Annotated in this window: 18 protein-coding genes; 4 read left to right on the top strand and 14 right to left on the bottom strand. The window is 62.0% G+C overall.

All coding sequences use genetic code 11. From position 1 onward, the window contains the following. Window positions 1-18 precede the first annotated feature (18 nt). The gene (locus tag JBE38_RS07385) at window positions 19-327 is read left to right on the top strand and encodes a hypothetical protein (protein WP_060755488.1); all 309 of its coding nucleotides are present in this window, start codon (window positions 19-21) and stop codon (window positions 325-327) included. Here JBE38_RS07385 and JBE38_RS07380 read toward each other — a convergent pair. From JBE38_RS07380 to JBE38_RS07365, 4 genes are read right to left on the bottom strand one after another with little or no spacing between them, the layout of a single operon-like run. Continuing rightward, entirely contained in the window at window positions 303-818 is a 516-nt protein-coding gene (locus JBE38_RS07380) for a GNAT family N-acetyltransferase (protein WP_205344029.1), read from the bottom strand. The two genes, JBE38_RS07385 and JBE38_RS07380, sit on opposite strands and share 25 nt — an antisense overlap. Before the next feature lie 13 nt (window positions 819-831). After that, entirely contained in the window at window positions 832-2,928 is a 2,097-nt protein-coding gene (locus JBE38_RS07375) for an HlyD family efflux transporter periplasmic adaptor subunit (RefSeq protein WP_205344028.1), read from the bottom strand. Next, window positions 2,928-4,247 carry an efflux RND transporter periplasmic adaptor subunit gene (locus JBE38_RS07370; protein ID WP_090367657.1) on the bottom strand — a complete coding sequence of 440 codons (1,320 nt, stop codon included), beginning with the start codon at window positions 4,245-4,247 and terminating at the stop codon, window positions 2,928-2,930. Before JBE38_RS07370 ends, JBE38_RS07375 begins: the two co-directional genes overlap by 1 nt. Beyond that, a complete protein-coding gene (locus JBE38_RS07365) occupies window positions 4,244-5,014 on the bottom strand; it encodes an efflux RND transporter periplasmic adaptor subunit (protein ID WP_104995139.1) in 771 nt (256 codons plus the stop codon). The genes JBE38_RS07370 and JBE38_RS07365 overlap by 4 nt, the downstream gene beginning before the upstream one ends. Before the next feature lie 163 nt (window positions 5,015-5,177). Here JBE38_RS07365 and JBE38_RS07360 point away from each other — a divergent pair, with 163 nt between their 5' ends. Together JBE38_RS07360 and JBE38_RS07355 are read left to right on the top strand one after the other, a co-directional pair. Further along, window positions 5,178-7,334 (top strand): outer membrane assembly lipoprotein YfiO, encoded by a 2,157-nt coding sequence (locus tag JBE38_RS07360; protein ID WP_205344027.1) that lies wholly within the window; start codon window positions 5,178-5,180, stop codon window positions 7,332-7,334. Beyond that, a complete protein-coding gene (locus tag JBE38_RS07355; RefSeq protein ID WP_205344026.1) occupies window positions 7,331-8,035 on the top strand; it encodes a DUF3142 domain-containing protein in 705 nt (234 codons plus the stop codon). Before JBE38_RS07360 ends, JBE38_RS07355 begins: the two co-directional genes overlap by 4 nt. 66 nt (window positions 8,036-8,101) lie before the next feature. Here the strand turns inward: JBE38_RS07355 and JBE38_RS07350 are convergent, their stop codons facing one another. The 10 genes from JBE38_RS07350 to JBE38_RS07305 form a co-directional block, all read right to left on the bottom strand. Then, on the bottom strand, window positions 8,102-9,547 hold the full coding sequence (locus JBE38_RS07350; protein ID WP_205344025.1) for an efflux transporter outer membrane subunit: 1,446 nt from the start codon (window positions 9,545-9,547) through the stop codon (window positions 8,102-8,104). Further along, entirely contained in the window at window positions 9,544-10,602 is a 1,059-nt protein-coding gene (locus JBE38_RS07345; protein ID WP_161547545.1) for an HlyD family secretion protein, read from the bottom strand. The genes JBE38_RS07350 and JBE38_RS07345 overlap by 4 nt, the downstream gene beginning before the upstream one ends. A 15-nt stretch (window positions 10,603-10,617) precedes the next feature. Next, the gene (locus JBE38_RS07340) at window positions 10,618-12,153 is read right to left on the bottom strand and encodes an MFS transporter (protein WP_205344024.1); all 1,536 of its coding nucleotides are present in this window, start codon (window positions 12,151-12,153) and stop codon (window positions 10,618-10,620) included. A 233-nt stretch (window positions 12,154-12,386) separates the two neighbouring features. Continuing rightward, window positions 12,387-13,307 carry a LysR family transcriptional regulator gene (locus JBE38_RS07335; RefSeq protein WP_060755475.1) on the bottom strand — a complete coding sequence of 307 codons (921 nt, stop codon included), beginning with the start codon at window positions 13,305-13,307 and terminating at the stop codon, window positions 12,387-12,389. A gap of 51 nt (window positions 13,308-13,358) precedes the next feature. Beyond that, a complete protein-coding gene (locus JBE38_RS07330; protein WP_205344023.1) occupies window positions 13,359-14,210 on the bottom strand; it encodes an ABC transporter permease in 852 nt (283 codons plus the stop codon). 12 nt (window positions 14,211-14,222) lie between these two features. Then, a complete protein-coding gene (locus tag JBE38_RS07325; protein ID WP_060755473.1) occupies window positions 14,223-15,074 on the bottom strand; it encodes an ABC transporter ATP-binding protein in 852 nt (283 codons plus the stop codon). A 26-nt stretch (window positions 15,075-15,100) separates the two neighbouring features. After that, window positions 15,101-15,994, bottom strand: a complete 894-nt coding sequence (locus JBE38_RS07320) for a TauD/TfdA dioxygenase family protein (protein ID WP_205344022.1) — start codon at window positions 15,992-15,994, stop codon at window positions 15,101-15,103. Window positions 15,995-16,219: 225 nt separating this feature from the next. Continuing rightward, a complete protein-coding gene (locus JBE38_RS07315; protein WP_060755471.1) occupies window positions 16,220-17,584 on the bottom strand; it encodes an HlyD family type I secretion periplasmic adaptor subunit in 1,365 nt (454 codons plus the stop codon). Continuing rightward, window positions 17,574-19,730 (bottom strand): type I secretion system permease/ATPase, encoded by a 2,157-nt coding sequence (locus JBE38_RS07310; protein ID WP_060755566.1) that lies wholly within the window; start codon window positions 19,728-19,730, stop codon window positions 17,574-17,576. Before JBE38_RS07310 ends, JBE38_RS07315 begins: the two co-directional genes overlap by 11 nt. Window positions 19,731-19,771: 41 nt before the next feature. Further along, window positions 19,772-21,130: a TolC family outer membrane protein gene (locus tag JBE38_RS07305; protein ID WP_060755470.1), complete on the bottom strand. Its 1,359-nt coding sequence runs from the start codon at window positions 21,128-21,130 to the stop codon at window positions 19,772-19,774. 337 nt (window positions 21,131-21,467) lie between these two features. Between JBE38_RS07305 and JBE38_RS07300 the strand changes: the two genes are divergently transcribed. Then, a partial coding sequence (locus tag JBE38_RS07300) for a retention module-containing protein (protein ID WP_205344021.1) occupies window positions 21,468-24,324 on the top strand: 2,857 nt, incomplete at its 3' end.

Here is a 24,324-nt window from a genome sequence, read left to right as displayed (position 1 = left end):
CTCAAGTGGAGCCGCCTTATGCTGAACCTGATGACCCTCAATCATTTCCAGCCTTTGTTGAACCAGACCAGCGTGCTTTACCTGCCCGATGGTTCTGCATTGCCCATCCAGATCCAACGTCTCACCCACGCCCCCAAGGCCAGCCTGCCTGGCGGCTCACGCACGGCGTTCAGCGTGTTGCTCGAAAGCCTCGTACCGACCGATTTCGTCGACGGCCTCTGCCGCCTGCCTCTGGGGGACAGCTGCCTGGAAAACGTGTTCGTATCCCGCGAACCCGCGATGGGCCGCGACACCCAGCGCGGCTATTTCTGCATCGTTTTCAACTGAGACGGGTACCACACCAGGCGCTGCGCGGCGGGTGTCTGTTCTTCCACCTCAAACCCCAGCGCCAGATAATGCTGGCGCGCATGGGGGTTACTCGCCCACACCACCGTCGCCACCGGGCAACACACCTGGGCAGCGGCCTGCTGCACCCCTTGCAACACCGCACGACCAAAGCCTTGCCCTCGCGCGGTAGGGACAAAAGCCAGGTACAACACACGGATTTCAGCAGGCCCGAAGTCGGCGCTCAACGCACCGATGGGCGTGGCCAGTTTCTCGATCACATAATGCAGGGCGCCGGGAAAATGCTCGTCCATCCCTCGTTCCTGCACCTGGAACTGCTGGGCAATCACCGCCTCCACCAACGCTTGCTCGCCATCGATCCATTGCAGATCCGCACGCGCCGAGCGGTAGAGGCTCTGCAAAAACGGCCCATCGCTGCAGCGTGACGGGCGTACCACCAAGCCCTGCGCCAGGGCGCCATCCTTGTTCAACATCGTTCAACTCCTGTCAGAACCCACTTTCCCGCACCCCCAATGCTGCCGCCCGACGCCAGGCGACGCCCAGCACCGACTCACTGCGCCCTTGCAATACCACCACACCGCGCAGGGGCTGGCGGGGTGTTTGGATCGGCTGCACGCTTTTCAACCGCGCGCCGTACTGGGCCTGCACCGGCTCCGGGCGCTGGTTTTCATCACGGCGTACGGCGATCGGCCCATGGTGGTCGGAGGTGAGTGCCTCCTGGTCCAGGTAGGCCACGCCATTGGTGTCGATATCAGTCAATTCGACGGGGATAGCGGCATGCATCGGGTCGTCGGCGATAAAGCGCCCGGTGGCGCCCGGGGCCACACGCCACAACTCTGCCTCGGCCAGGTAACCCCGCAGGCGTGCCCCCTCTTCCACCACTTGCGCGAGCGAATCCTTGGGCGACAGCCAACGGCCCACGTTCAATTGCGGCAATACATCGCGCACCGTGCCGGCATGGGGTGCGCGCAACAGCAACCGCTCGCGCTGGGCGGCCAGGCCTCGGTATTCGGCCAGGGCCTGGGACAGACGCTGATCGTTGATCCCCGCATCCGCCGCCGTTTCAGTGCGCCCGGCCTGGCGACGCATCTGCAACTGCAGAATCTCCACTTCACGGCGCACGATGCTTTGTCGCGCCTCCAGATCCGGCGACTCCAACTCGAACAATACCTGGCCTTGGGTGACGGCTTCGCCATCGGCCACCCGTACCTGCTTGACCCGCGCCGCCACGGGCGCATGCAATGCGCTGGCACGTCCGGCTTCGAGCATGGCCGGCAACTCCACGGCGCTGCGCCACGGCACCACCAGCGCCAGCAGCAGCAACAGCAGGCCCAGGCTGCTGAGCAACACCCGGGGGGCATGGGCCTGGGTGCGACGACTCCACCATTCGCGCCACTCCTTGAAGATCGGCAAGCCGATGAACCACACCAGTTCCACCAGCATCAGGAAGATCCCGAGCAGCTTGAAAAACAGGTGATACACCGCCAGCGCAATCCCAAGGAACAGCGCCGCCCGCCACAGCCACGCCAGGTAACCCCACCCCAGCAAGCGTCGTTGCATCGTCGGCGACCAGGGCTCCGGCGCCGGCTCGCCATAACCGAACAACAGTTCGCGCAGGCGCCAACGGCACAGTGCAAAAGCGCGGCCTTGCAAGTTATCCACGCCCCACCAGTCACTGATCAGAAAATAACCATCAAAGCGCATGAACGGGTTGAGGTTGATCGCCAACGTGGTCAGCCAAGTCGCGCTGGCCAACATGAACGCCGCCGTGCGCGCCGGACCGTCGGGCAACAACGACCATGCGAGCAGGGCAATGCACGCCAGCAACAACTCGGCCATCACCCCGCCGGCTCCGATCATCAACCGCGCACGGCGATCATTGACCCGCCACGCGTCGCTCACATCGGTGTAGAACATCGGCAGCAACACCATGAACGCCACGCCCATGCTCTGCACCCGGCACCCGGCGCGCTTGGCCATGAAGGCATGGCCGAATTCATGGCACAGCTTGGCGAAAAACAACGCCACACCGAATGCCAGGGCGCCGCCGAGGCTGAACAGGTGCGGGAAGGTCGCCAGGAAACGCTGCCAGTCGCGTGCGACCAGAAACACGCCCAAGCCCAGGATGATTGGCAAGCCGTAACGCAACAATCCCGGGCCAAAGCGTGCCAGCCAAGGCCATACACGGTTGAGAAACGCATCCGGGCGCCACAACGGAATGCGGAAAAACAGGTACTGATGCAGCAACACCTGCCACAGGCTGCGCTTTTGCGCGGCCGCTTTATAGAGGTAACTCGCCCGCTGCTGCGGGTCGAAGGCGGCGATCAGGTCATGGGCACGCAAAAAGCTCAGCAGCTCCTCCACTTCGCGACCCTCCAGGGGCAAACCCGGTTCGCGGTTGGCGGCCTGCAGGACTTTTTCCGGATCGCCCAGCGACCAGTGACGCAACAAACGAATCGCGCTGGCGCCAAGTTTGAAATAACGCCCACGTACCGGGTCGGCCAGGGTCCAGCGCGGCGAGCCGTCCAATGCGGCGCCGGCGGCGGACAGTTGCAGGTCTTCGCGCAGCCTGGGCAGGCTCATCACAGACCCACGCTCTGGCGTAAGCCCGCCAGCGGCCGGCGCAGCAGGTACAGGGCCAGCGGCGCCCGCTCTCCATAGAGTTTCGCGGTACCGCGCAGGCCGATACGGGGCGGCGCATCATCGAATTGCGCATCGAGGCGATAGGCCAACTGCCCACCCGGTGTGGGCTGCGCTTCATAGGCGACCCGTTGCAGGGTCGCGAGGTGCCGTTGCAGCGGGTCGCTGTCGAGAAACAGCGCGACCTGGGCATTGGGCGCCAAGGCAATCGCATCGCCTACCGCCAACTCAATGCGTAACTCCGCCTGGGCCGGATCGGCGATCTGCAACAGCCGCTCGCCGGTTTGCACCGGTTTGCCGGTCCAGCGATCGGCGTCTGCAAATACGGCGATCCCGTCGCGTTCGGCGCGGACTTCGCTGCGTTTGAGCAGCTCACGCGCATAGTCACGTTCAGCACGTTTTTGCTCGACGCGGGCGGCCAGCAGGTCAATCTTCGAGCTGGACTCGGCATCGGCAAAGGCACGCTGGGAATTGGCCTTGAGCTCCGCCTCGGCCACGCCCAGCGCACGCGCGGCCACATCGGCCTGGGCCGTCAGCGTGGTGCTTTCAAAGCGCAGCAACAGGTCGCCGGTTTTCACCGTCTGGTTAGGTTTGACCAGGAACTCCGCGATCACCCCATCCAGCGGCGCCGCGACGACTTGCCCGGCCAGCGGCACCACTTCGGCGGGCGCCAGCACCGACTGATGTACCGGGATCAGCAGCGTCAGCAGCAACGCCACCACCGCCGCTATCTGGCGTTTGCGGGTCAGGCGCAAGCGCCACGGCTGGCGCGGTTGCAACGCATGCCAGGCATGGCTGCAAGTGTCGCCCAGTTGCGCCAGCAGTACTTGCTCGGCCGGGCTCCACGGCGTGTCCCGCGCCAGCCACAGGCCGCCGAACACTCGGCCCTGGGGGTCAACCAACGGCAGCCAGAACACATGCCCGGCCGACAGGCCCTGCCAATCGGCTTGCACCGCGCCACTCAATTGCTCAGCCGGCACCACCCGTGCGGTCTGGCTCAACGCCAGCTTGTGCAACTGCGCCACCGCTTGTTCGACAAAAGCCACGAACGGCGCGTTGGGGTCGACGCTGCTCACCGCCGTCACCGCCCGCACCTTACCGGCGATCAACAGGGCGGCATGGCGATAGCCAAACAGTGGTTGGCCATCGTTGACCAGGCTGTAGGCCAGTTGCTCGGTGGTACGCGCCGCACGAATCTGACGCTCAAGATCGAGAAACTGCGCAAACACGCGCTCGGCGTGGCCCGCCATCGGTGCGTTCATTGCAGTTGCGCAAAGCGGGCAGTACCGCTCATGCCTGCCAGCAGCCCGGAAGCGTTCGGCAAGGTGGCGACCAGCAGCAGTGTCTGGCTGCCTTCATCAATACGAGCACCCAGGCGCTTGACCGTGGCCGTGAATGCCTGACCGGTTTCGTCGGGAGTGAAATTGAAGGTTTGCCCGGGCTTGAGTTTGCCCATCCAGCGCGACGGCACCCGCAGGTGGATTTCCAGGCTGTGGTTATCGACGATCTCCAGCAACGGCGCCCCGGCCGATACGCTTTCGTAACGCTGGACCTTGCGCTGCACCACTTGGCCGTCATACGGCGCCAGCACGCTGCAGCGTTTGACCTGTACTTGATAAACCTGGGTTTGAGCCTGGGTCTCGGTGAGTTTGGCTTCGGCGCGGGCCACTTCAAAACGCCCGACGGAGTTGAGTGCGGCCAGTTGTTTGTTGTGGGCAAGCTCCTCACCGGCGCCACGGCTGGCGGCCTGGGCGGCATTGAGCTGGGCCTGGTAGGCCGAGCAGTCGAAGCGTGCCAGAGTGTCGCCCTTCTTGAACGATTCGCCCTCGCTGAAGGGCAACTCGACGATCCGCCCCGACAGCTCGCTGGCCAGCATCGCCTGGTCGCGGGCACGCAACACGCCACGCGCCTCGTCGGCGCCGGTCGCCGCCGCAGGGGGGTGATCCAGCAACGGGTCGTCCGCCATGGCCAGTTGCGTCAGGCCCATCAGACATGAAACTCCAAACACCCAACTACGTAACGGCTCCATGCGGTAACTACTCCCTGATGATGTCGGCAGTCTAGGGCAGGCAAATCAAATTGCCACTACCGAAAACGGATAAATCTGAATTTATTGTAGGGCGCTACCGACGTCTTCGCAGGCGTACGTTATGATTGCGACCCTCCAAGGACTCAGGATCAAAGGACACGTCATGCGCATCGGTTTTCTGCCTCCTCTGGGTCTGGCGTTGCTCGCCGGCCTTTCCTTCCAAGCCCAGGCCAGCGGCGATGATTCGTGCTACCCCGACTGGCGGGTATCACGCGACAGCCTTGAAGGCTGCAGCAACCTGCCCTTCCTGAGCCCGGGCAATGACAGCCGGATCAACCTGCGCCTGTTACTGGCAGATAAACAGGCGATGCCCCTGACACCCAACGCACTGAATGACACCGACCTGGAGCAAGGCTTCGGTCCAGTGCCGTTCCCGGTGTATCGCCTGACGTCCAATGACACCCCGCCCGCAGAAGCAGACGACTCCTCGGCCCCCGGGCTTGACGAACTGCTCGCGCCATTGGGCATCCAGCGCGGCGATAGCAAGGCCGCCGGCGAGGCTTTCCTCAGCGGTGAAGGCAGCCGTTGCCGCAGCAATGATGACGACAGCGCCGCGGCGTTTATCGGCCAAGTCGTCAAGGCCGACATGCCGGCGGCCGAGCGCGACGTGCTGGTCAAAGCCCGTGTGCAGTTGCTCGCCACCTGCGATTGGAATGGCCAGGTCGTGGAGCCGCAACAGATTCAGTCGCCCGAAGGCCAACTGCTGCGTGCCTATCTGCAAGCAGCCGCCGACTTCTACAGCGGGCGTTTCAGCGACGCCGAACGCGGTTTTGCCGCTGCCAGCAGCAGCACCCTGCCCTGGCTGAAAGAAACCGCGCTGTACATGACCGCCCGCACATCGCTGAACCAGGCACAGGCCGAGGCCTTCGACGAATACGGCATGCCGAAGCTCGAGCGTGTGGACAAGTCGGCCCTGAGCAACGCCGAAGAGGGCTTTCTCGGTTACCTGAAAACTTATCCACAGGGCGCTTACGCCACCTCGGCCCGTGGCCTGCTGCGCCGGGTGTACTGGCTGGCGGATGATACCGACAAACTGGCCGAGGCCTATGCGTGGCAACTGACCCAGGCGACGGATACACAGCGCAACGCGTCGCTGGAAGAACTGGTGGAAGAAGCCGACCTCAAACTGTTGATGGTCAATCGCAGCACCGTGCAAAACCCCATGATTCAGTTGGTCACCGACCTGATGGCGATGCGCGCCCATACCCCGCCGGAACTGACTCGCGAAGAGCTCGACGGGCAGAAAGGCGTGTTTGCCAATGAGCCGGCTCAGTTCGACTACGTACAGGCGGCCTACGCGCTGTACGTCGAGCATCAGCCCGACAACGCCTTGAAGCTGTTGCCCAAGGAAGTGCCGTCGAGCCTGGATTATTTCGCCTTCAGCCAACAGACCTTGCGCGCATTGGCCCTGGAGGAGAAAAAAGACTGGAAAGCCGCCGAGTCGCTGTGGCTGCAATTGCTCCCGCTGGCCAAGCTGCCACTGCAACGTGACCAGCTGGAATTGGCCCTGGCCATGAACTACGAACGCAGCGGCCAATTGGCCAAGGTGTTTGCCGCCGACTCGCCGATCAGCGCCCAGCAAGTGCGTTACATCCTGCTGCGCAACGTGGCCGGGCCGGACCTGCTGCGCCAACAACTGGCCAAGGCCAGTGACCCCGTGGAGCGCAACACCGCGCAATTCGTGCTGCTTTATAAAGACCTGTTGCACAGCCAGTTCGCCGACTTCGCCGCCGACTTCAAGCAACTGCCGGCCCCGACGCCCGAAGACAAGCTGGGCACCAGCCTGGGCTACGTCTATACCTCAGGCCAGAGCCTGAAAATGTTCCAGTGGAACGGGGACAAAGCCGAATCCGGCTATGCGTGCCCGAGCATCGCGCAAACCGCAGCAACCTTGCAAAACGACGCGAAAAACCCGCAGGGCCTGAATTGCTTCGGCGAGTTCATCCTGCGTAACGGCCTGGACGGCATGCCGCTGGAACAAGCCCGCGCCGCCGGCAGCCTGGGCAGTACGGCGTCGGACTTCAAAGGTGAAACCTTCTCGCGGCTCGACGGCTACAAACTCGTCATCGCCAACGCCAAGGCTCCGAAGAACGACAAGGCCTATGCCCTGTTCCGCGCCATCAACTGCTATGCGCCGTCAGGCTATAACAGCTGCGGTGGCAATGAAGTTGAACCGGCCGTGCGCAAGGCGTGGTTCCGCCAGCTCAAAACCAGCTTTGCCGACACCGAGTGGGGCAAGTCTCTGCAGTACTACTGGTGAAGCACCTGTGGCTCGGCTTGCTGCTGTTGGCAAGCCCGGCCTTTGGCGCTGTTGACGCCCGCGACTATGACACCTTCTGGCTATGGAGCGGCGTCACGCCGCAGCCGGTGCTCAAGCAGGCCAAAACCCTGTACGTCCTGCAGGGCCAGATCAACTCCACCCGCCGCGCGCCACAGCGCGGCGTGCAATTGATCGCCCAGGGCATCAGCGTACCGCGCCTCACCCAAGGCAAGGTCTGGGTGGTGTACCGTGCCCACACCTTGCATTGGCCGGAGCAGATCTACACCCAAGTGTTCGGCCAGGTGCAACGCTGGCGCGACGCCGGCAACCCGGTGGTCGGGATCCAGATCGACTTCGACGCCCGCACCCAATACCTGCACGAATACGCAGCCTTCCTGCGCGACCTGCGCCAACGCCTGCCCGCCGACCTGCGCCTGAGCATCACCGGCCTGATGGACTGGAGCAGCAACGCCGACCCGGCGGCCATCGCCCAGCTCAAGGGCGTGGTGGATGAGGTGGTGGTGCAGACCTATCAGGGCCGCCATAGCATCCCGGATTACGCGGCGTACTTACCTCGGATGAATCGATTGGGATTGCCGTTCAAGGTGGGGCTGATTCAAGGCGGGGAATGGGAAGCACCGGGGTATTTGCAAGGGAATGAGTGGTTTCGAGGGTATGTGGTGTTTTTGCAGAATCCCTGAAGGACACGCCGGTGCACTGCAACACGTAGGTCTTGTTGGTGAGGGACTGACAAAACTCTTTGTGATTCAGCGCTTCGCGGTTTGCAGCGGGTACACCGATTCCCAACCACCGCCCAAGGCTTTGTACAAGCCAACCATCGCCAGCGAAACGCCGGTGGAGCTTTCCACCCATTGCTCCTGCGTCGCCAACAAAGCGCTTTGCACGGTGAGCACGTTGACGAAATCCACCACGCCTTCAACGTACTGCTGCTGTGCCGTGGTCAGTGCGATCTGGTTCTGGCGCACGGCTTCGGCAAGGCTGTCGCGCCGCAATTGGCTGGCGTTGTAGCGAGTCAACTGGTCGTCGATTTCGTGCCAGGCCCGCAGCACGGTTTGCTGATACGCCAGCGCCGCTTCCTGCTGCTGGGCTTCGCGCAAATTCAACATGCCTTGCAGGCGCCCGCCATTGAACAGCGGCAAGCTCAATTGCGGACCGAAGGCAAACGCGCGAGAGCCCCAGGAGCCGAAATCGGCGAGTTGCATGGCCTGCGAACCGAGACTGCCGGACAGGGTGATACGCGGGTAGAAGTCGCCCTTGGCCACACCGATGTTGGCGGTGGCTGCATGCAAACGGGCCTCGGCCTGACGAATATCAGGGCGACGCTCCGCGAGTTCCGACGGCAGGCCTATAGCGACCTGCCGCTGGGTTTGTGGCACGGCGGCGTCCTTGGACAATTGCGCATGCAGCGCCTGTGGCGGCTCGCCCATCAGCAGGCTCAGGGCGTTGATCAGTTGGTCCTGGCGTTGCTGCAACTCCGGCAGGCGCGCTTCGATTGCCGCTACCTGGGCAGCGGCTTCGGCGACGTCCAGATCCGTGGCCACACCATCGGCCAGGCGCAATTGCGAGAGCTTGAGGCTGTGGCGAGCGACGTCGAGGTTTTGCTCGGTGACGGCGCGGGTGTTCTGCACGCCACGCAGTTGGATGTAGTCCTGGGCCGTCTCGGCAAGCACCGAAAGCAGCACAGCGCGGCGGTCGTCTTCAGCGACTTGCAGCGTAGCGTCGGCAGCTTCGGTTTCGCGTTTGACCCGGCCCCAGAAGTCCAACTCCCAAGCGGCGGAGAAGCCCGCATCCCACTGGTTGAACGCTGCGCGACCGTTCTCGCCGGACGGGTCACTCAAGCCTTTGCCGCTGTTGCGTTTGCGCTGATAGCCGCCCGCTGCAACGAGGTTGGGATAACGCTCAGCGGTGGTCACCTGGCGCACGGCGCGGCTTTGTTGCAGGCGGCTGCCGGCCAGTTTCAGGTCAAGGTTGTCGGTGAGCGCACGCCGGGTCAGCGCCGACAGTTGTGCGTCGTGAAACACGTCCCACCAGCGCTCCTGCAACGGGTCGGTTACTGCACGGCTGGCAGCCTGTCGCCCCTGGGGTTGGCTCCATTGCGTGACGTGTGGACCTTGGGGCCGTTGGAAGTCCGGGCCAACGGTACACGCGCTCAGGCTGATAAGGCTCAAGGTAAGCCAGGCCATCTGTCTCATTGCTGTGCCACCTCACGCGGCTGCGCGACTGCGTGTGTGTCGACGCTGGCTTCCACCGACATACCGACGCGCAGGCGCTCGGTCAGCGGCTGGTTGGGTTCGAGGACAATCTTTACCGGAATCCGCTGCACCACCTTGGTGAAGTTACCCGTGGCGTTATCCGGTTTGATCGAAGCAAAGGTCACCCCGGTGGCGGGCGCAAGGCTTTCCAGATGCCCCTTGAGCAATTCGCCGTCGAGGCTGTCGACACTGACCTGCACCGCCTGGCCAGCCTGCATATGCGACAGTTGCGTCTCCTGGAAATTGGCCACTACATAGGCCTCGGCCAACGGCACCACCGCCAGGATCTTGCTGCCCGGCGTCACATAAGCGCCCACCCGTACCGCACGCTCGCCGACCATGCCATCCACTGGCGCAACAATGCGGGTGTAGGACAGCTGGTAACTGGCCATTTCCAGCGCGGCCTGGGCACGTTTGAGTCCACCTTCGGCGGCATCACGCTGAGCGGTGAGAATCTCCACCTGCTTGCGCTCGGCCGCCAACACCGCCGTGGCTTTGGCCAGACGCGCGGTGGCCTGATCGATGCGGGTCTTGGCTTGCTGGGCGTTCTGCACCGTGCCTGCGCCGACACCAGCAAGGTGGTTGTAGCGATTCAACTCGTGTTCGGCGAAGGCCATTTCGGCGCGATCAGCCGCCACCGTAGCCTGGGCCTGGGCGATCACCGAGCTTTGGCGCTCCAGGGTCGCGTTGGCGTTTTTCAATTGGGCCTGGGCCACCAAGGTATCCGCATCAGCCGCTTGGGCGGCGGCGCGAAAATCGCGATCGTCGATCAGCGCCAGCAGTTGGCCGGCTTTGACGCGCTGGTTGTCTTCCACCAGCACTTCCTTGATGAAGCCCGCCACGCGCGGCGCAACCAAAGTGAAGTCGGCGGCGACGAAAGCGTCGTTGGTGGTCTGGCGCTTGTTGGCCAGAAGCTGCGGCACGGCCAGGTAAACCAGCACACCCACGGCGAACACCGCAATAACGGAGACGGCTATTTTGTCTTTGCGTTTCATGAGAAGTCCTTTGGGCTAGGTCGGTGCGCGAGGCGGAAAGATCCGCGTGGGCATCCAGAAAATCAGCAGGATCAACGCCACCGCGACCGCGGCCATGACGTAGTAGAGATCTGAAGACGTGAGCACCACGGCCTGTTCGTGCAGGCGCCGGGCCAGGCCCGGTGAGTCGCCGTCGGCCAGGGGCGAGTTGCCCAGGCTGTCTACCAACAGGGTCGAGTGAAAATGCAGGCGCTGTGTGGTCAAGGTATCCAGCACGGCGGTGGCGACCACGGCGGCGAGCCCCTTGATGGTGTTGAACCAGGCCGAAGCGTACGGCCCGTCCATCGGCTGGATGCTGCCGGTGGAAAGCATCAATAGCGGCAGCACCGCCATCGGCTGACCGAATATTTGCAACAGGTACCAGCCATAGAAATCGTCACGAACCCACGCCGAGGTCAGGTGCGAACTGCCGACGCAACACAGCACCAACAGGCTCAAACCGATCCCCAGCACCCACCGGCAATCGACCCCGCGCAGGTTGCACAGCGCCGCCACCAACGGCAGCGCGATCAACTGCGGCAGTGCCATCAGTAGCATTACCGGCGCGGTTTGCAGTGGGCGATAACCCTGGACCTGGGCGAGAAAACTCGACGGGATAATGATCACCGACGTCAGCACCACCAGCACGCCAGCCAGCACGATCAGGGCAAACGCCAAGTTGCGCAGGCCGAGCATCTGCAACTTAAAAAACGGTACCGGGTGCGACCATTCATTAAGCATGAACAGCACCAGCAACAGGCTGCCGCCACTCAACAGGAAGGTGATCAGGCCCGACTCGAACCAGTCCAGGCGATTGCCCTGCAACAGGCCGATCACCAGCATGCAGATCGCCGGGAACCCCAGCAGCAAGCCGCGCCAGTTGAACTGTTTGAAGCGCTCCAGGCGTAGCGGATCTTGCGGCAAGCCGTAAGCCACCGCGGCCATGGCCAACAGGCACGGTGCGACTATCTGCCAGAACGCCCATTGCCAGCCGACGTATTCGGTCCACAACGCCGCCAGTGGCGTACCCAGGCTCGGGCCGAAGGTAGCGGTAAGCGCATACCCGGCCAAGCCGTACAGCTTGACGTTGGCCGGCAGGAAGCGCAGCGCCACGGTCATCAACATCGGCGGCAGCGCACCACCCGCCAGGCCTTGAACCGTGCGCAGCACCAGCAGGCTTTCGTAGTTCGGTGCAAACGGGCACAGGATGCCCAGCACCGTAAACAAACCGATCGCACACAGCGTGAAACAGCGCAGGGAAAACGTCACCGAGCACCAAGGCGCAAAGGCCATCGCCGCCACGGAGGTCGCGGTGTAGGCGGCGACCAGCCAGGTGCCTTCGTCAAAGCCGAGGTACAGCGCACCCCGGATGTCGGCGAGGGCAACCTTGGTGACCATCTCGTTGAGGCCAGATACGAGTACCGCCAGCAGCACGCCGACCAGGCCGATGATGATGCGCGGGCCGAACGCCGGTGGCGTAAGCGCGGTCGGTTTGGCTGCGGCCTGGAGAGCGGGGGCAGCGAGGGAAGTCATGAACAGGCAGCTCGGCATTAGAAATACCGGAGCAGTCTAATTAGGCAAATCCATGACAAAAAGTTACTTGTTGGAAGGTTATAAGTGTGTCAAACGCAATCCATTGTGGGAGGGGGCTTGCTCCCGATAGGCCGCGCAGCGGCCTCGAAATGGGACTGCTATGCAGTCCATCGGGAGCAAGCCCCCTCCCACAGAAGCCCCCTGCCACTGTTTTACCCCTCCCGCCTCAGGAATCAGGTCGGCTGGGCCTCCAGCCACGTGGCATGGCAACTCGCGCGCATGGTCTCGCGCAGCCATTTGTGGGCCGGGTCTTTGTCGAAGCGAGGGTGCCAGGATTGAGCCAAGACCAAGGTCGGCAGTGAGATCGGCAGCGGGAAAGCCCGCAGAGGCAGGTTCAAGCGATTGGCGCTGTAGAGCGCTTCCTTCGGCACCGGCAGGATCAGGTCGGAATCGGGCAACATGAACATTGCCCCATGGAAACCAGGGGCGATCATCGACACGCGGCGTTCCAGGCCCTGCGCATTCAGCGCCGTATCAATCGGGCCACGGGAGATGCCGCGCCGCGAAATACTGATGTGGGAATAGCTGGCAAAGCGCGCAGCGGTGATCTCTTCGTCAAACAGCGGGTGACCTTCCCGCGCCAGGCCGATGAAGGTGGTGGAGAACAGGTTCTGCACTTTCACTTCAGGACTGGCGGGCATGGTGTTGCTCACGCGCAGATCCAGCCGCCCCTCGCGTAGCGCTTCGTCGTCGGTGTCGCCCTCGGGCACAAAGCACAGCTCGCACAACGGCGCCATGCGTTCCATGGTGTCGAACAGCCGACCGCCATACACGCCGATAAAGAAGTCATTGGCACGCACGCTGAAACGGCGGCGCAAGGTGCTCAGATCCACTTGATCCGCCGAGCGGAATAGCAGCGCCGCCTGCTCCACCACGTTGCGCACTTGGCCTTGCAGCTCAATAGCCTTGGGCGTCGGCACCAGGCCACGTCCGGCGCGCACCAGAATCGGGTCGCCCACGGCCTCGCGAATACGTGTCAGGGTACGGCTCATGGCGGCGGGGCTGAGGTTCATCCTGCGAGCGGCACCCACTACGCTGCCCTCGTCGAGCAAGGCGTCGAGGGCGACCAGCAGGTTCATATCCGGTAGTTGCATGCCAAGCACTCGTGATCAGTGGGGAGTGAATGGGGTGCAATCCTAGCAGGGTCAGGAGCGCTGCATGCCCCAACGCTTCACCGTAAGCCGTTCGAAGGTGTTGAACACCAGGTTTTCCACCAACAGGCCGATCAAGATCACCACGGCCAACCCTGCAAACACCTTGTCGGTGTACAGCTCATTGCGGTTCTGGAAGATGTACCACCCCAACCCGCCCTTGCCGCTGGTGGCGCCGAACACCAGCTCGGCGGCGATCAGGGTGCGCCAGGCAAATGCCCAGCCGATCTTCAGGCCGGCCAGGATCGAAGGCAGCGCCGCCGGGATCAGGATGAACAGCACGAAGCGCATGCCCTTGAGCCCATAGTTGCGTCCAGCCATGCGCAGGGTTTCGGAGACACCGAGAAAACCGGAGTAGGTGTTCAGCGCCAAGGCCCACAACACCGAATGCACCAGCACGAAAATCAAGCTGTTCTGCCCCAGGCCGAACCACAGCAGCGCCAACGGCAACAGCGCAATCGCCGGCAGCGGGTTGAACATCGAGGTCAGCGTGCTCAGCAGGTCGCGACCCAGCTGGGTCGACACCGCCAGCGTGGTCAGGGCAAACGCCAGTACGATGCCGATCAGGTAACCCTTGATCAACACCGCCAGCGAGATGCGGACCTTACTCAGCAGTTCACCGCTGAGCAGGCCGTCGAACAGCGCCTGAGCCGTTTGCAGAACGCTGGGCAGTAACAGGTCGTTGTTCTGATAACTCGCGACAGCTTCCCAGAGGATCGCCAGCACGACCAGGATCAAGCCTTTGCGCAGCCAGCCTTGTTGCCACAGGCGTTGACGCAACGGCAGCTCGCGCTCCACGGGAACGCTGAGCAGCGGTTCGAGGTTGATTTCAAATTCCTGACGCATGGGCAGCCCCTTTCAGTAAGCGATGCGGATATCGGCGAAACCCAACTCGCGCTCGGCTTCAGGCGCTTCGTCGAACAGCAGGCGATGAATGCGCTGCGCCGATGCCTGGAATTCCACACCGCCAAGGCTGTGCAGGTCGTATTGATGGCTGTGGACTTCAGCACGCACCCGCCCGGGGTGGGGCGACAGCAACAGAATGCGATTGCCCACCACCAAGGCTTCTTCGATGGAGTGCGTTACGAACAGCAGGGTAAAGCGCACTTCTTCCCACAGCCGCAGCAATTCTTCCTGCATCTTGCGGCGGGTCAGGGCATCGAGGGCGGCAAAGGGTTCGTCCATCAGCAGGATTTTCGGCTGCATGGCCAAGGCGCGAGCAATGGCCACGCGGGCTTTCATGCCACCGGACAGGGTGTGCGGATAAGCCTCGGCGAACGCACTGAGGCCGACTTTGTCGAGGTAGTGCAGCGCCCGTTCTTCGGCTTCGCGACGCTTCAGGGTTTTAGACGCCAGCAAGGGGAACATCACGTTCTGCTTGACGGTTTTCCAGGGCGGCAGCTGGTCGAACTCCTGGAACACCACGATACGGTCCGGGCCTGGTTGTTCGACTTTTTGCCCCAACAGGCGGATCTCACCTTCACAGGGTTTGATAAACCCGGCGATGGACTTGAGCAACGTGGATTTGCCGCAGCCCGATGGCCCGAGCAAAACGTAGCGGTCGGCCGGATCAATCTCGAAACTGACTTGGTGAGTGGCTCGCACCACACGCTCAGGCGTGCGGTATTCGAGGCTGACGTTGTCCACCGCCAACAACGGTTGAGCCGTATTCAGAGTGCTGGCCGCGTGGCCTTGCAGGGGCGCGTTCATTTCATCTCTCTTGCCGGGAATAGGATTCAGAACGGCGCATCGCCCTGGATAGTGGTGCGAAACAGCTTGCGCCGCAGGTGGCTCGGGCAGCCGGCGGCGAGGTGAATCAACGAGCGGTTGTCCCAGAACACCATGTCGTGGGGCTGCCACTGGTGACGGTAGATGTGTTGCGGCAGCACGCTGTGGGCGTACAACTGGGCCAGCAGATCGCGGCTTTCGTCTTCCGGCAGGCCGACAATGCGCGTGGTGAAGCCTTCGCTGACAAACAACGCCTTGCGCCCGGTTTCCGGGTGGGTGCGCACAATGGGGTGCACTACTTCGGCAACCTGGGCGAGTTGCTCGGGGGTCAGGGTCGGGCGCCAGTTGCCTTCGAATTTGGTTTCGCTGTAACGCGCCGTGTATGAGTGGGCAGCGCTGCGGCCCTCCACCGCTTTGCGCAAATGTTCAGGCAGTTGGTCCCAGGCTTTGTGCATGTCGGCAAACAGCGTGTCGCCGCCTTCGGAAGGCAACTCCTGGGCGTGCAGCATCGAACCCAGGCTAGGCAGTTCCTTGTACGACAGGTCCGAATGCCAGAACTTACCCGCATCGCCCAGGCCGATGGATTGGCCGTTTTCGATGATGTTGGAAACAATCAGGATTTCCGGGTGATTGGCCAGCAGGAATTGTTTGAGCACATGGATCTGCAGCACACCGAAACGGCGGCTGAAGGCGATCTGTTGTTCGGGGGTGATGCGTTGGTCACGGAACACGACGACATGATGGTCCAGGTGCGCGCGGTGGATGCGGGCGAAGTCCTGGTCGTTGACCGGGCGCGACAAGTCCAGGCCGATGATCTCGGCGCCGACGCTGCCAGGGAGTGGGCGGATCTCGAAGAGCTGGGCGGTTGAGGTCGCTGTTGGAACAGTAGAGGTGGCGGACATGTGGGCACTCCCGGTCGGACTGGGGAGTGACTTTATAGATATAAGAACTGGCGATTAAATACCGTTAAAGAATATCTATATGCATTAGGTGCGGGGTTGTGTGGTGAGGCTGATGGCCCTATCGGGAGCAAGCCCCCTCCCACACTTGACCGAGTTCCAGCATAGGAATGCGGTCGAGTGTGGGAGGGGGCTTGCTCCCGATGAGGTTCGTACAGGCGATACAAATTACCGCTCGTGCAACGCCTCTGCCCGCGCCTTGATGATCGGCTTGAGCAGGTAGCTCAGGATGCTCTTCTTGCCGGTGATGATGTCCACCGACGCGACCATGCCCGGGATGATCAACAACGGCTTCTCATCGGTTCCCAAGTGGCTGCGGTCGGTGCGCAGGGTGATCATGTAGTAGGTGGTTTTCTTGTCTTCATCGGTGATGGTGTCGGCACCGATGCGTTCGAGCTTGGCTTTCAGGCCGCCGTAGATGGTGTAGTCATAGGCGGTGAATTTGACGATCGCTTCCTGCCCCGGGTGCAAGAAGGCGATGTCTTGCGGGCGGATCTTGGCTTCCACCAGCAGCGTGTCGTTCAGCGGCACGATCTCTACCATGTCGCTGCCCGGCTGGATCACGCCGCCGACGGTGTTGACCAGCAATTGCTTGACGATCCCGCGCACGGGCGAGGTGACCAGGGTACGGCTGACCCGGTCTTCCAGGGCGCGGCCGGTGGACTCGGCCTTGTTCAGTTCGGTGCGGGCTTCGTTGAGCTGGGTCAGCGCTTCGCTGCGGAACTTGCCACGGGTTTCGTCGATCTTGCGTTGTACTTCCTTGATCGCCGATTCGGCCCGGGGGATCGCCAGGGTAGTGGCGTCCAACTGGCCGCGGGTTTCCATCTCGGCACGCTTGAGGCGCAGCACTTCCACCGGCGACACCGCACCCTGGGCCACCAGCGGTTCGGACATGTTGATTTCCTGGCGTTGCAGGGACAACTGGCTGCGGTACTGGCTTTGTTTGGAGGTGAATTCACGCAGTTCCTGCTGGCGTTGCACCAGTTGTTCCTGCAAGCCGCCGACTTCGTCCTTCAACTGCTGGCGGCGGCTGTCATACAACGAGCGCTCGCTGGCAGCCTGGTTGGGCGCGGCCTTGAGCACATCGTCGGGGATGTTCAGCGGGCGGTCATCCACTTGGGCACTCAGGCGCTCGACGCGCAGTTGCATGGCCAGGCGCAGGGCTTCGGTTTCACCGGCATTGGAAACAAAACGCGTGTCATCGAGGCGAATCAACGGCGCGCCGGCTTCCACCACCTGGCCTTCCTTGACGTACAACTCGGAGACGATACCGCCTTCCAGGTTCTGGATTTTTTGCAACTTGGACGAGGGGATTGCCTTGCCGTCGCCACGGGTAACTTCGTCGATACTGGAGAAGCCCGCCCACGTCACCAGAAAGATGAAGAACGCGATGATCGCCCAGATGGTCAGGCGGATAACCCGCGGCGCATCTTCGACCAGTGCTTTGTTGACTTCGGGCAGGGGCTGACCCTGCAGCGAATCAGAACCTTTGAAATAGCGGCCGACCGCGCTTTTGATGGAGTTAAGCAACACTGATCTGCCCCTTTTTCAACGCTTCCATGACCACGGCTTTCGGGCCGTCTGCGAGGATCTGCCCACGGTCGACCACCAGCAGGCGGTCCACCAGCGAGAGCAGTGAGGCACGGTGAGTGACCAGCACGATGGTCTTGTTTTGCACCACGGCTTGCAGGCGCTGTTTCAGGCGCTCTTCACCGGTGTTGTCCATGGCGCTGGTGGGTTCGTCCAGCAGCAGGATGGGCGGGTTGAGCAACAATGCACGGGCCAGGGCAACGTTCTGGCGCTGGCCGCCGGAAAGGTTTTGCCCGCGCTCGCCGACTTGCAGCTCATAACCCTGCGGGTGCAGGCGGGCGAATTCGTGCACGCCGGCCAGTTCGGCGGCCTGCAGGACCATTTCGTCTTCGACATAGCGTGCACCGCACACCAGGTTGTCGCGCAGCGTACCGGCGAGCAGTTGGATGTCTTGGGCCACGTAACCGATGTTGTGGCGCAGTTCGCTGACGTCGATCTGGCGCACATCCACACCATCCACCAGCAAGGCGCCGGAGTCCGGCTGATAAAGGCCGACGATCAGTTTGGCCAGGGAGCTTTTGCCCGAGCCGCTGCGGCCGATGATGCCGATTTTCTCGCCGGGCTTGATCACCAGGTTGATGTTTTTCAGCGCGGCGTTCTGTTGATTCGGGTAAGTGAAATTAAGGCCCCGGCATTCGATGGCGCCTTGCAGCGTGCGGCGGCTCATGGGGCGCTCTTCGAAATTGCGCTCCTGGGGCAGCTCCATCATCTGGTCGGTGGACATCATGGTGACCTTGGCTTGCTGGTAACGGGTCAGCAGGCCCGACAGCGAAGCCAACGGGCTCAAGGCGCGGCCGCTGAGCATGTAGCAGGCGATCAGGCCACCCATGCTCAGGTTACCGTCGATGATCTGGTACACACCGAACACGATCATGATCACGCCGGCCAGTTGCTGGATCAGCAGGGTCATGTTCATCGACAGGCCCGACAGCAACTTCACCCGCAGTTCAAGGCGGCTCAAGGTGCCGATGGTCTGTTCCCAACCGTACTGGCGCTCGCTCTCGGCGTTATTGACCTTGACTGCGTCCAGCCCGGCGAGGGTTTCGATCAGGCTCGACTGACGCTCGGCGGCCAGGGCCATGGTGCGCTCCATGGTCGCAACAAGTGGTTTCTGCAGGGCATAGCCGATGCCCAGGGCAATCGGGAACGCCAGCACCGGAATCCACACCAGGTGCCCGCCGAGAATGGCGATGACCAGAAAGATCAGCAGAGTGAAGGGCAGGTCAATCAGGCTGGTGAGGGTCAGTGACGCGAGGAAATCGCGCAAGCTCTGAAACTCGTGGATGTTCTGCGCGAAGCTGCCGACCCGTGCCGGGCGGTACTTCATGGACATGCCGACAATACGCTCGAACAGCGTGGCCGAGATAATCAGGTCGGTCTTTTTACCGGCCAGGTCCAGGCACAGGCTGCGCAGGCTTTTGAGGATCAGGTCGAACAGATAGGCACCGCAGATGCCCACTGCCAGCACCCACAGGGTGGCCGTGGCCTGGTTCGGCACCACGCGGTCGTACACGTTCATCACGAACAGCGGCGCGGCCATCGCAATGATGTTGATCAGGAAGCTGGCGGCAATGGCGTCGGTGTAGAGCCAGCGCGAACGCATCAGCGTGTCCCGGAACCACGAACGCGCACGAGGAATCAGGGTGCCGTGGTTGACGTCGAATTTGTGCTGCGGTTGGGCGAAGAAAACCTTGCCGGCATAATCGCCAGCCAGTAACTCGCGCTTGATGATGACTTCACCACCGTCGCTTTCGCTGAGCAGGATGCGGGCTTCGTCTTCGCCTTGCCAGCCTACCAGCACGGCACTGCGCCCCTCTTTGAGCAGCAGCAACGCCGGCAGGGCAATCGTTGGGATCTGTTCCAGCTTGCGTTGCAACAACCGCCCTTGTAGCCCCGCCCGCGCGGCTGCACGGGGCAGCAGCTCGGCACTCAACCGCTGCGAAGGCAGCGGCAGGCCGGTGGTGAGCATGGCCGCGCTGGCCGGTTTCTGGTGCAGGGCACAGAGCGCAAGCAACCCGTCGAGTAACGGGTCGTCGTGCAGCGTGCGTGGATCATGGTTGAGATGAACTCGACTGACTTCGGATTCCACGCGGTGCACTCTCGACTAACAGATGGGGCTATGGGGACGACTCAATTCATCCCAGGCAGTTGGACGTTAGGCTTCACGTCGGTCTGCACGACGGAGGCCATCGGTGGGACCACTCCCTGGCTCTTGAGCAATTCGCCCATGGTCGCCTTGATTCGATACTGAGTAAATAACTGAATGTTCTTGATCTCTTCCAGACGACGGGAAGCGGTGAATAATTCGTTCTCACTGTCGAGCAAATCGAGCAGGGTTCGTTGGCCGAGGCTAAACTGCTGCTGATAAGAGGTACGCACCCGGGTGCTGTGGTCCACGTACTGCTGGGCCACCGGCAACTGCGCGTTGGCGTTGTTCAGGGCGTTCCAGGCCAGGCCCAGTTCTTCGTTGAGCTGGCGCAGGGCGTTGTTGCGGATATCCAGGGCCTGGTTGGCCTGGTACGACTTGGATTGCAGGTCAGCCTTGTTGCTGCCACCGGCAAACAGGTTGAAGCGCATGCGCACCATGGCTTCCCAACCGTTGTTGTGGCTGGCGTCACCCGAGACGTTGTTGTCGGCGTTGGTGCCAAGCTCGGCGTCAAAGCGCGGGTAGAAGGTGGACTTGGCGGCTTCGTACTGCTTCTCGGCGGCGGAGATATCCGACTCGGCCGAACGCAGCACCGGGCTGTTGTCGAGCATCTGGCGGCGTGCCTCATTCAGGTCTGCCGGCAGCATGGCCATGAACGGTGCCGGACGCTCCAGTTGGTCGGGCATCTGGCCAACGGCACTGAGGTAGTTGACCTCGGAGTCGGCCAGGTTGGTCTGCTCGGTGATCAGGTTGTTGCGGGCCTGGGCCAGACGCGCTTCGGCCTGGTCCTGGTCGGCGCCGTTGCCGACGCCGCGCTGGGTACGCAGTTTGATCTGATCGTAGATGCGTTCGTGGTTGCGCAGGTTTTCTTCGGCCAGGCGCACGAACTCACGACGGGTCAGTACATCCAGGTACACCTGGGCAACGGTCAGGCCGGTGCGCTCGGAGGTGCCGAGCAAGGAGTAGGCGCGGGAGTTGACGTTGGCTTGCTGGCGACCGACTTCGCTGGAAGTGGCGAAGCCGTCAAAGATCATCTGTTGCAGGCGCAGGCTGGACTCGCCGCGGTTGAGGGTGTCCCAGTGGTTGCCGTTGGGGCCATTGGCGGCGCGAGTAGTGGAGTTATCGGTGCCTTCGCGGCCGTAACCGGCGTTCAGGTCGACCCGAGGCAGATAACCGCCCTGGGCTGCACGCAGTTGGTAATCGGCGGCGATACGGCTGTTCACACCGGCTTGAATTTCCGGGTGCACGTCCAAGGCCTGCTGCATGGCTTGGGGCAGTGTCTGGGCTTGTACGAAACTGGCGGCGAGAACGAACGGTATTGCCTTGAACAGGTGCAGACGCATTAAAAAATTCCCCAGGACTTCTTGTCTCAAATCACAGCGATTCAGGCCGCTGCGTCGGATAATGGCTACCGTAATGACCGTACGTCGGAAAGTTCAAAAAGCGGAACTGCTTCACACATGTAGGACGGTTCGCCGCATAAATATCAATGTGACATTACGGGGCCAATTGTTTAGGATGGCGGTCATAAGGTCAATAGTTTGGCATAAACTAGATCGCGAATAAATCTAGCCAAATATTTGACGAAACCATCTTTACAGACTACGCCCCTCCTGTTTGGCCCTCCCCCCGAGCGGCCACATGGAAATCATCAGAAACGGATCGCCGGAGAAAATTTTAATGAGCAGTGTTGTTGCCATCGTCAAAAGCATTGTTGGTCAAGTTTTCGTTATTTCTCCGGAAGGAACGCGGCGTGTATTAGTAGAAGGTGACCGCCTGTTTGCAGGCGACCAGGTCGACACCGGCATGTCGGGCGCTGTGAGCCTGGAACTGGCCGACGGCCGCACGCTGGACCTGGGCCGGGAAACCCAGTGGAGCGCCGACCTGCCGGACTCCACCGTCGATCTGGCAGCTGCCGCCGAGAACGCGGCGCCCTCGGTTGCCGAGCTGCAACAAGCCATCGTCGCGGGCGCGGACCCGACCACCGACCTGGAAGCCGCTGCCGCAGGCCCAGCCGCTGCCGGTAATGGCGCCGCAGGCGGTGGCCACAGCTTCGTCGTGCTGGACGCGACCGCCGGCCGCGTTGACCCGACCATCGGCTTCCCGACCGCGGGCCTGGGCCAGGCCAACGCGGCACTGACCCAGAACGTCGGCGCCCAGCCTGGCGGTAATAACGGTGGCCTGACTCTGCAAACCGCCACGCTGACATTGGGCGCCACGTCGACCATTACCGAAGCCGGTGGCGTACTGACCTACACCGCCACCGTGACCCAGGCACCGATCGGCAACCTCAACATCACGCTGTCCAACGGTGCAGTGATCACCATCCCGTCGGGCCAACTGACTGGCACCGTCAACGTGCCCCTGGCCCCGAACGACAGCCCGTACATCGACCCAAGCCAAATCAGCGTCAACGTCACCGGTACCACCGGCGGCAACAACCTGGTGCTGAACATCGATACCACGCCGGCAGTGACCCAGGTCACCGACACCATCGACACCACCACCATCGCCCTGACGGCAGGCTCGACGGTCACTGAAGGCGGCCAGATCACCTACACCGCCACGTTGACCAACCCAGCACAGACGCCAGTGACTGTCACTTTGAGCAACGGCTCGGTGATTACCATCAAGGCGGGAGAATCCACTGGCACTGTGGTTGTTGATACTCCAGCCAACGACGTCTACAACAACGGCTCGACTGTCAGCACTACGATTACCGGCGCGACCGGCGGCAACTTTGAAAACCTGGTACCGAGCACGACTCCGGCCGTTACCACGATTGTTGACTCCGTTGACACCACCACCGTCGCCCTGACGGCCGGCTCGACCGTGACCGAAGGCGGCCAGATCACTTACACCGCCACGCTGACCAACCCCGCGCAAACACCAGTGACTGTCACTTTGAGCAACGGCTCGGTGATTACCATCAAGGCGGGCGAGTCTACTGGCACTGTGGTTGTCGATACCCCGGCTAACGACGTCTACAACAACGGTTCTACCGTCAGCACTACTATTACCGGTGCGACCGGCGGCAATTTTGAGAATCTGGTGCCGAGCACGACTCCGGCCGTTACTACGATTACTGACTCAGTCGACACCACCACCGTCGCCCTGACGGCCGGCTCGACCGTGACCGAAGGCGGCCAGATCACTTACACCGCCACGCTGACCAACCCCGCGCAAACACCAGTGACTGTCACTTTGAGCAATGGCTCGGTGATTACTATCAAGGCTGGAGAATCCACTGGCACTGTGGTTGTCGATACCCCGGCCAACGACGTCTACAACAACGGTTCTACCGTCAGCACTACTATTACCGGCGCGACTGGCGGCAACTTTGAGAATCTGGTGCCGAGCACGACGCCGGCCGTTACCACGATTGTTGATTCGGTCGACACCACCACTGTTTCGCTGACAGCGGCCCAAACCGTAACCGAAGGCGGTCAGATTACCTACACCGCTACGCTGACCAACCCAGCACAAACGCCAGTGACTGTCACTTTGAGCAATGGCTCGGTGATTACCATCAAGGCGGGCGAGTCCACTGGCACTGTGGTTGTCGATACCCCGGCTAACGACGTCTACAACAACGGTTCTACCGTCAGCACTACTATTACCGGTGCGACCGGCGGCAATTTTGAGAATCTGGTGCCGAGCACGACTCCGGCCGTTACTACGATTGTTGATTCGGTCGACACCACCAACGTTTCGCTGACCGCTACCGGAACGGTTGTCGAAGGCGGCCAGATCACCTACACCGCCACCTTGACCAACCCGGCGCAGACGCCAGTGACTGTCACTTTGAGCAATGGCTCGGTGATTACGATCAAGGCGGGCGAGTCCGTTGGCAGCGTGGTTGTCGACACCCCGCCGAATGATGTCTACGTCAATGGCAGCACCGTCAGCACCACCATTACCGGGGCGACCGGCGGCAATTTCGAGAGCCTCGTGCCGAATACGGCCCCGGCGGTCACCACGATTACGGACTCGATCGACACTACGACCGTGACGCTGACCGCGCCGACTGAGGCAAACGAAGGCGGACAGATTACCTACACCGCGACGCTTTCAAATAAAGCGGGCACTGATGTCACGCTGAAACTCGACAACGGCTCGACCATCACCATCAAGGCTGGCGATACCGTCGGCACCGTGACCGTCCCAGCACCGAGCGATGACGTGTTCATCGACAAGAGCACGCAGACCGTCAAGATCACTGACGCCACAGGCGGTAACTTCGAGAAGCTGGAAGTTGCCGGCAACGGCGCGACAACGACCATCAACGACACCATCGACAAGGTCGATGTGGTCCTGACCGCGACCAACACTGTGGGCGAAGGCGGCAATATCGTTTACACCGCCAGCCTTGTGGATAAAAACGGCGCGCCGGTAACTAACATCACCAACCCGCTGACCGTCACCCTGGATAACGGCCAGACCATCACCATTGGTGTAAACCAGTCGAGCGGTTCTGTCGCGGTAGTCGCTCCAAACGACGTCTATCAAGGCGACCAAACTGTCACTGCCGCCATCA

This window comes from Pseudomonas sp. ICBG1301, from assembly GCF_016918385.1.
Classification (GTDB): domain Bacteria; phylum Pseudomonadota; class Gammaproteobacteria; order Pseudomonadales; family Pseudomonadaceae; genus Aquipseudomonas; species Aquipseudomonas palleroniana.
The sequence above is the reverse complement of the archived record's forward strand: the minus strand, read 5'-3'. Positions and strand labels throughout refer to the sequence as shown.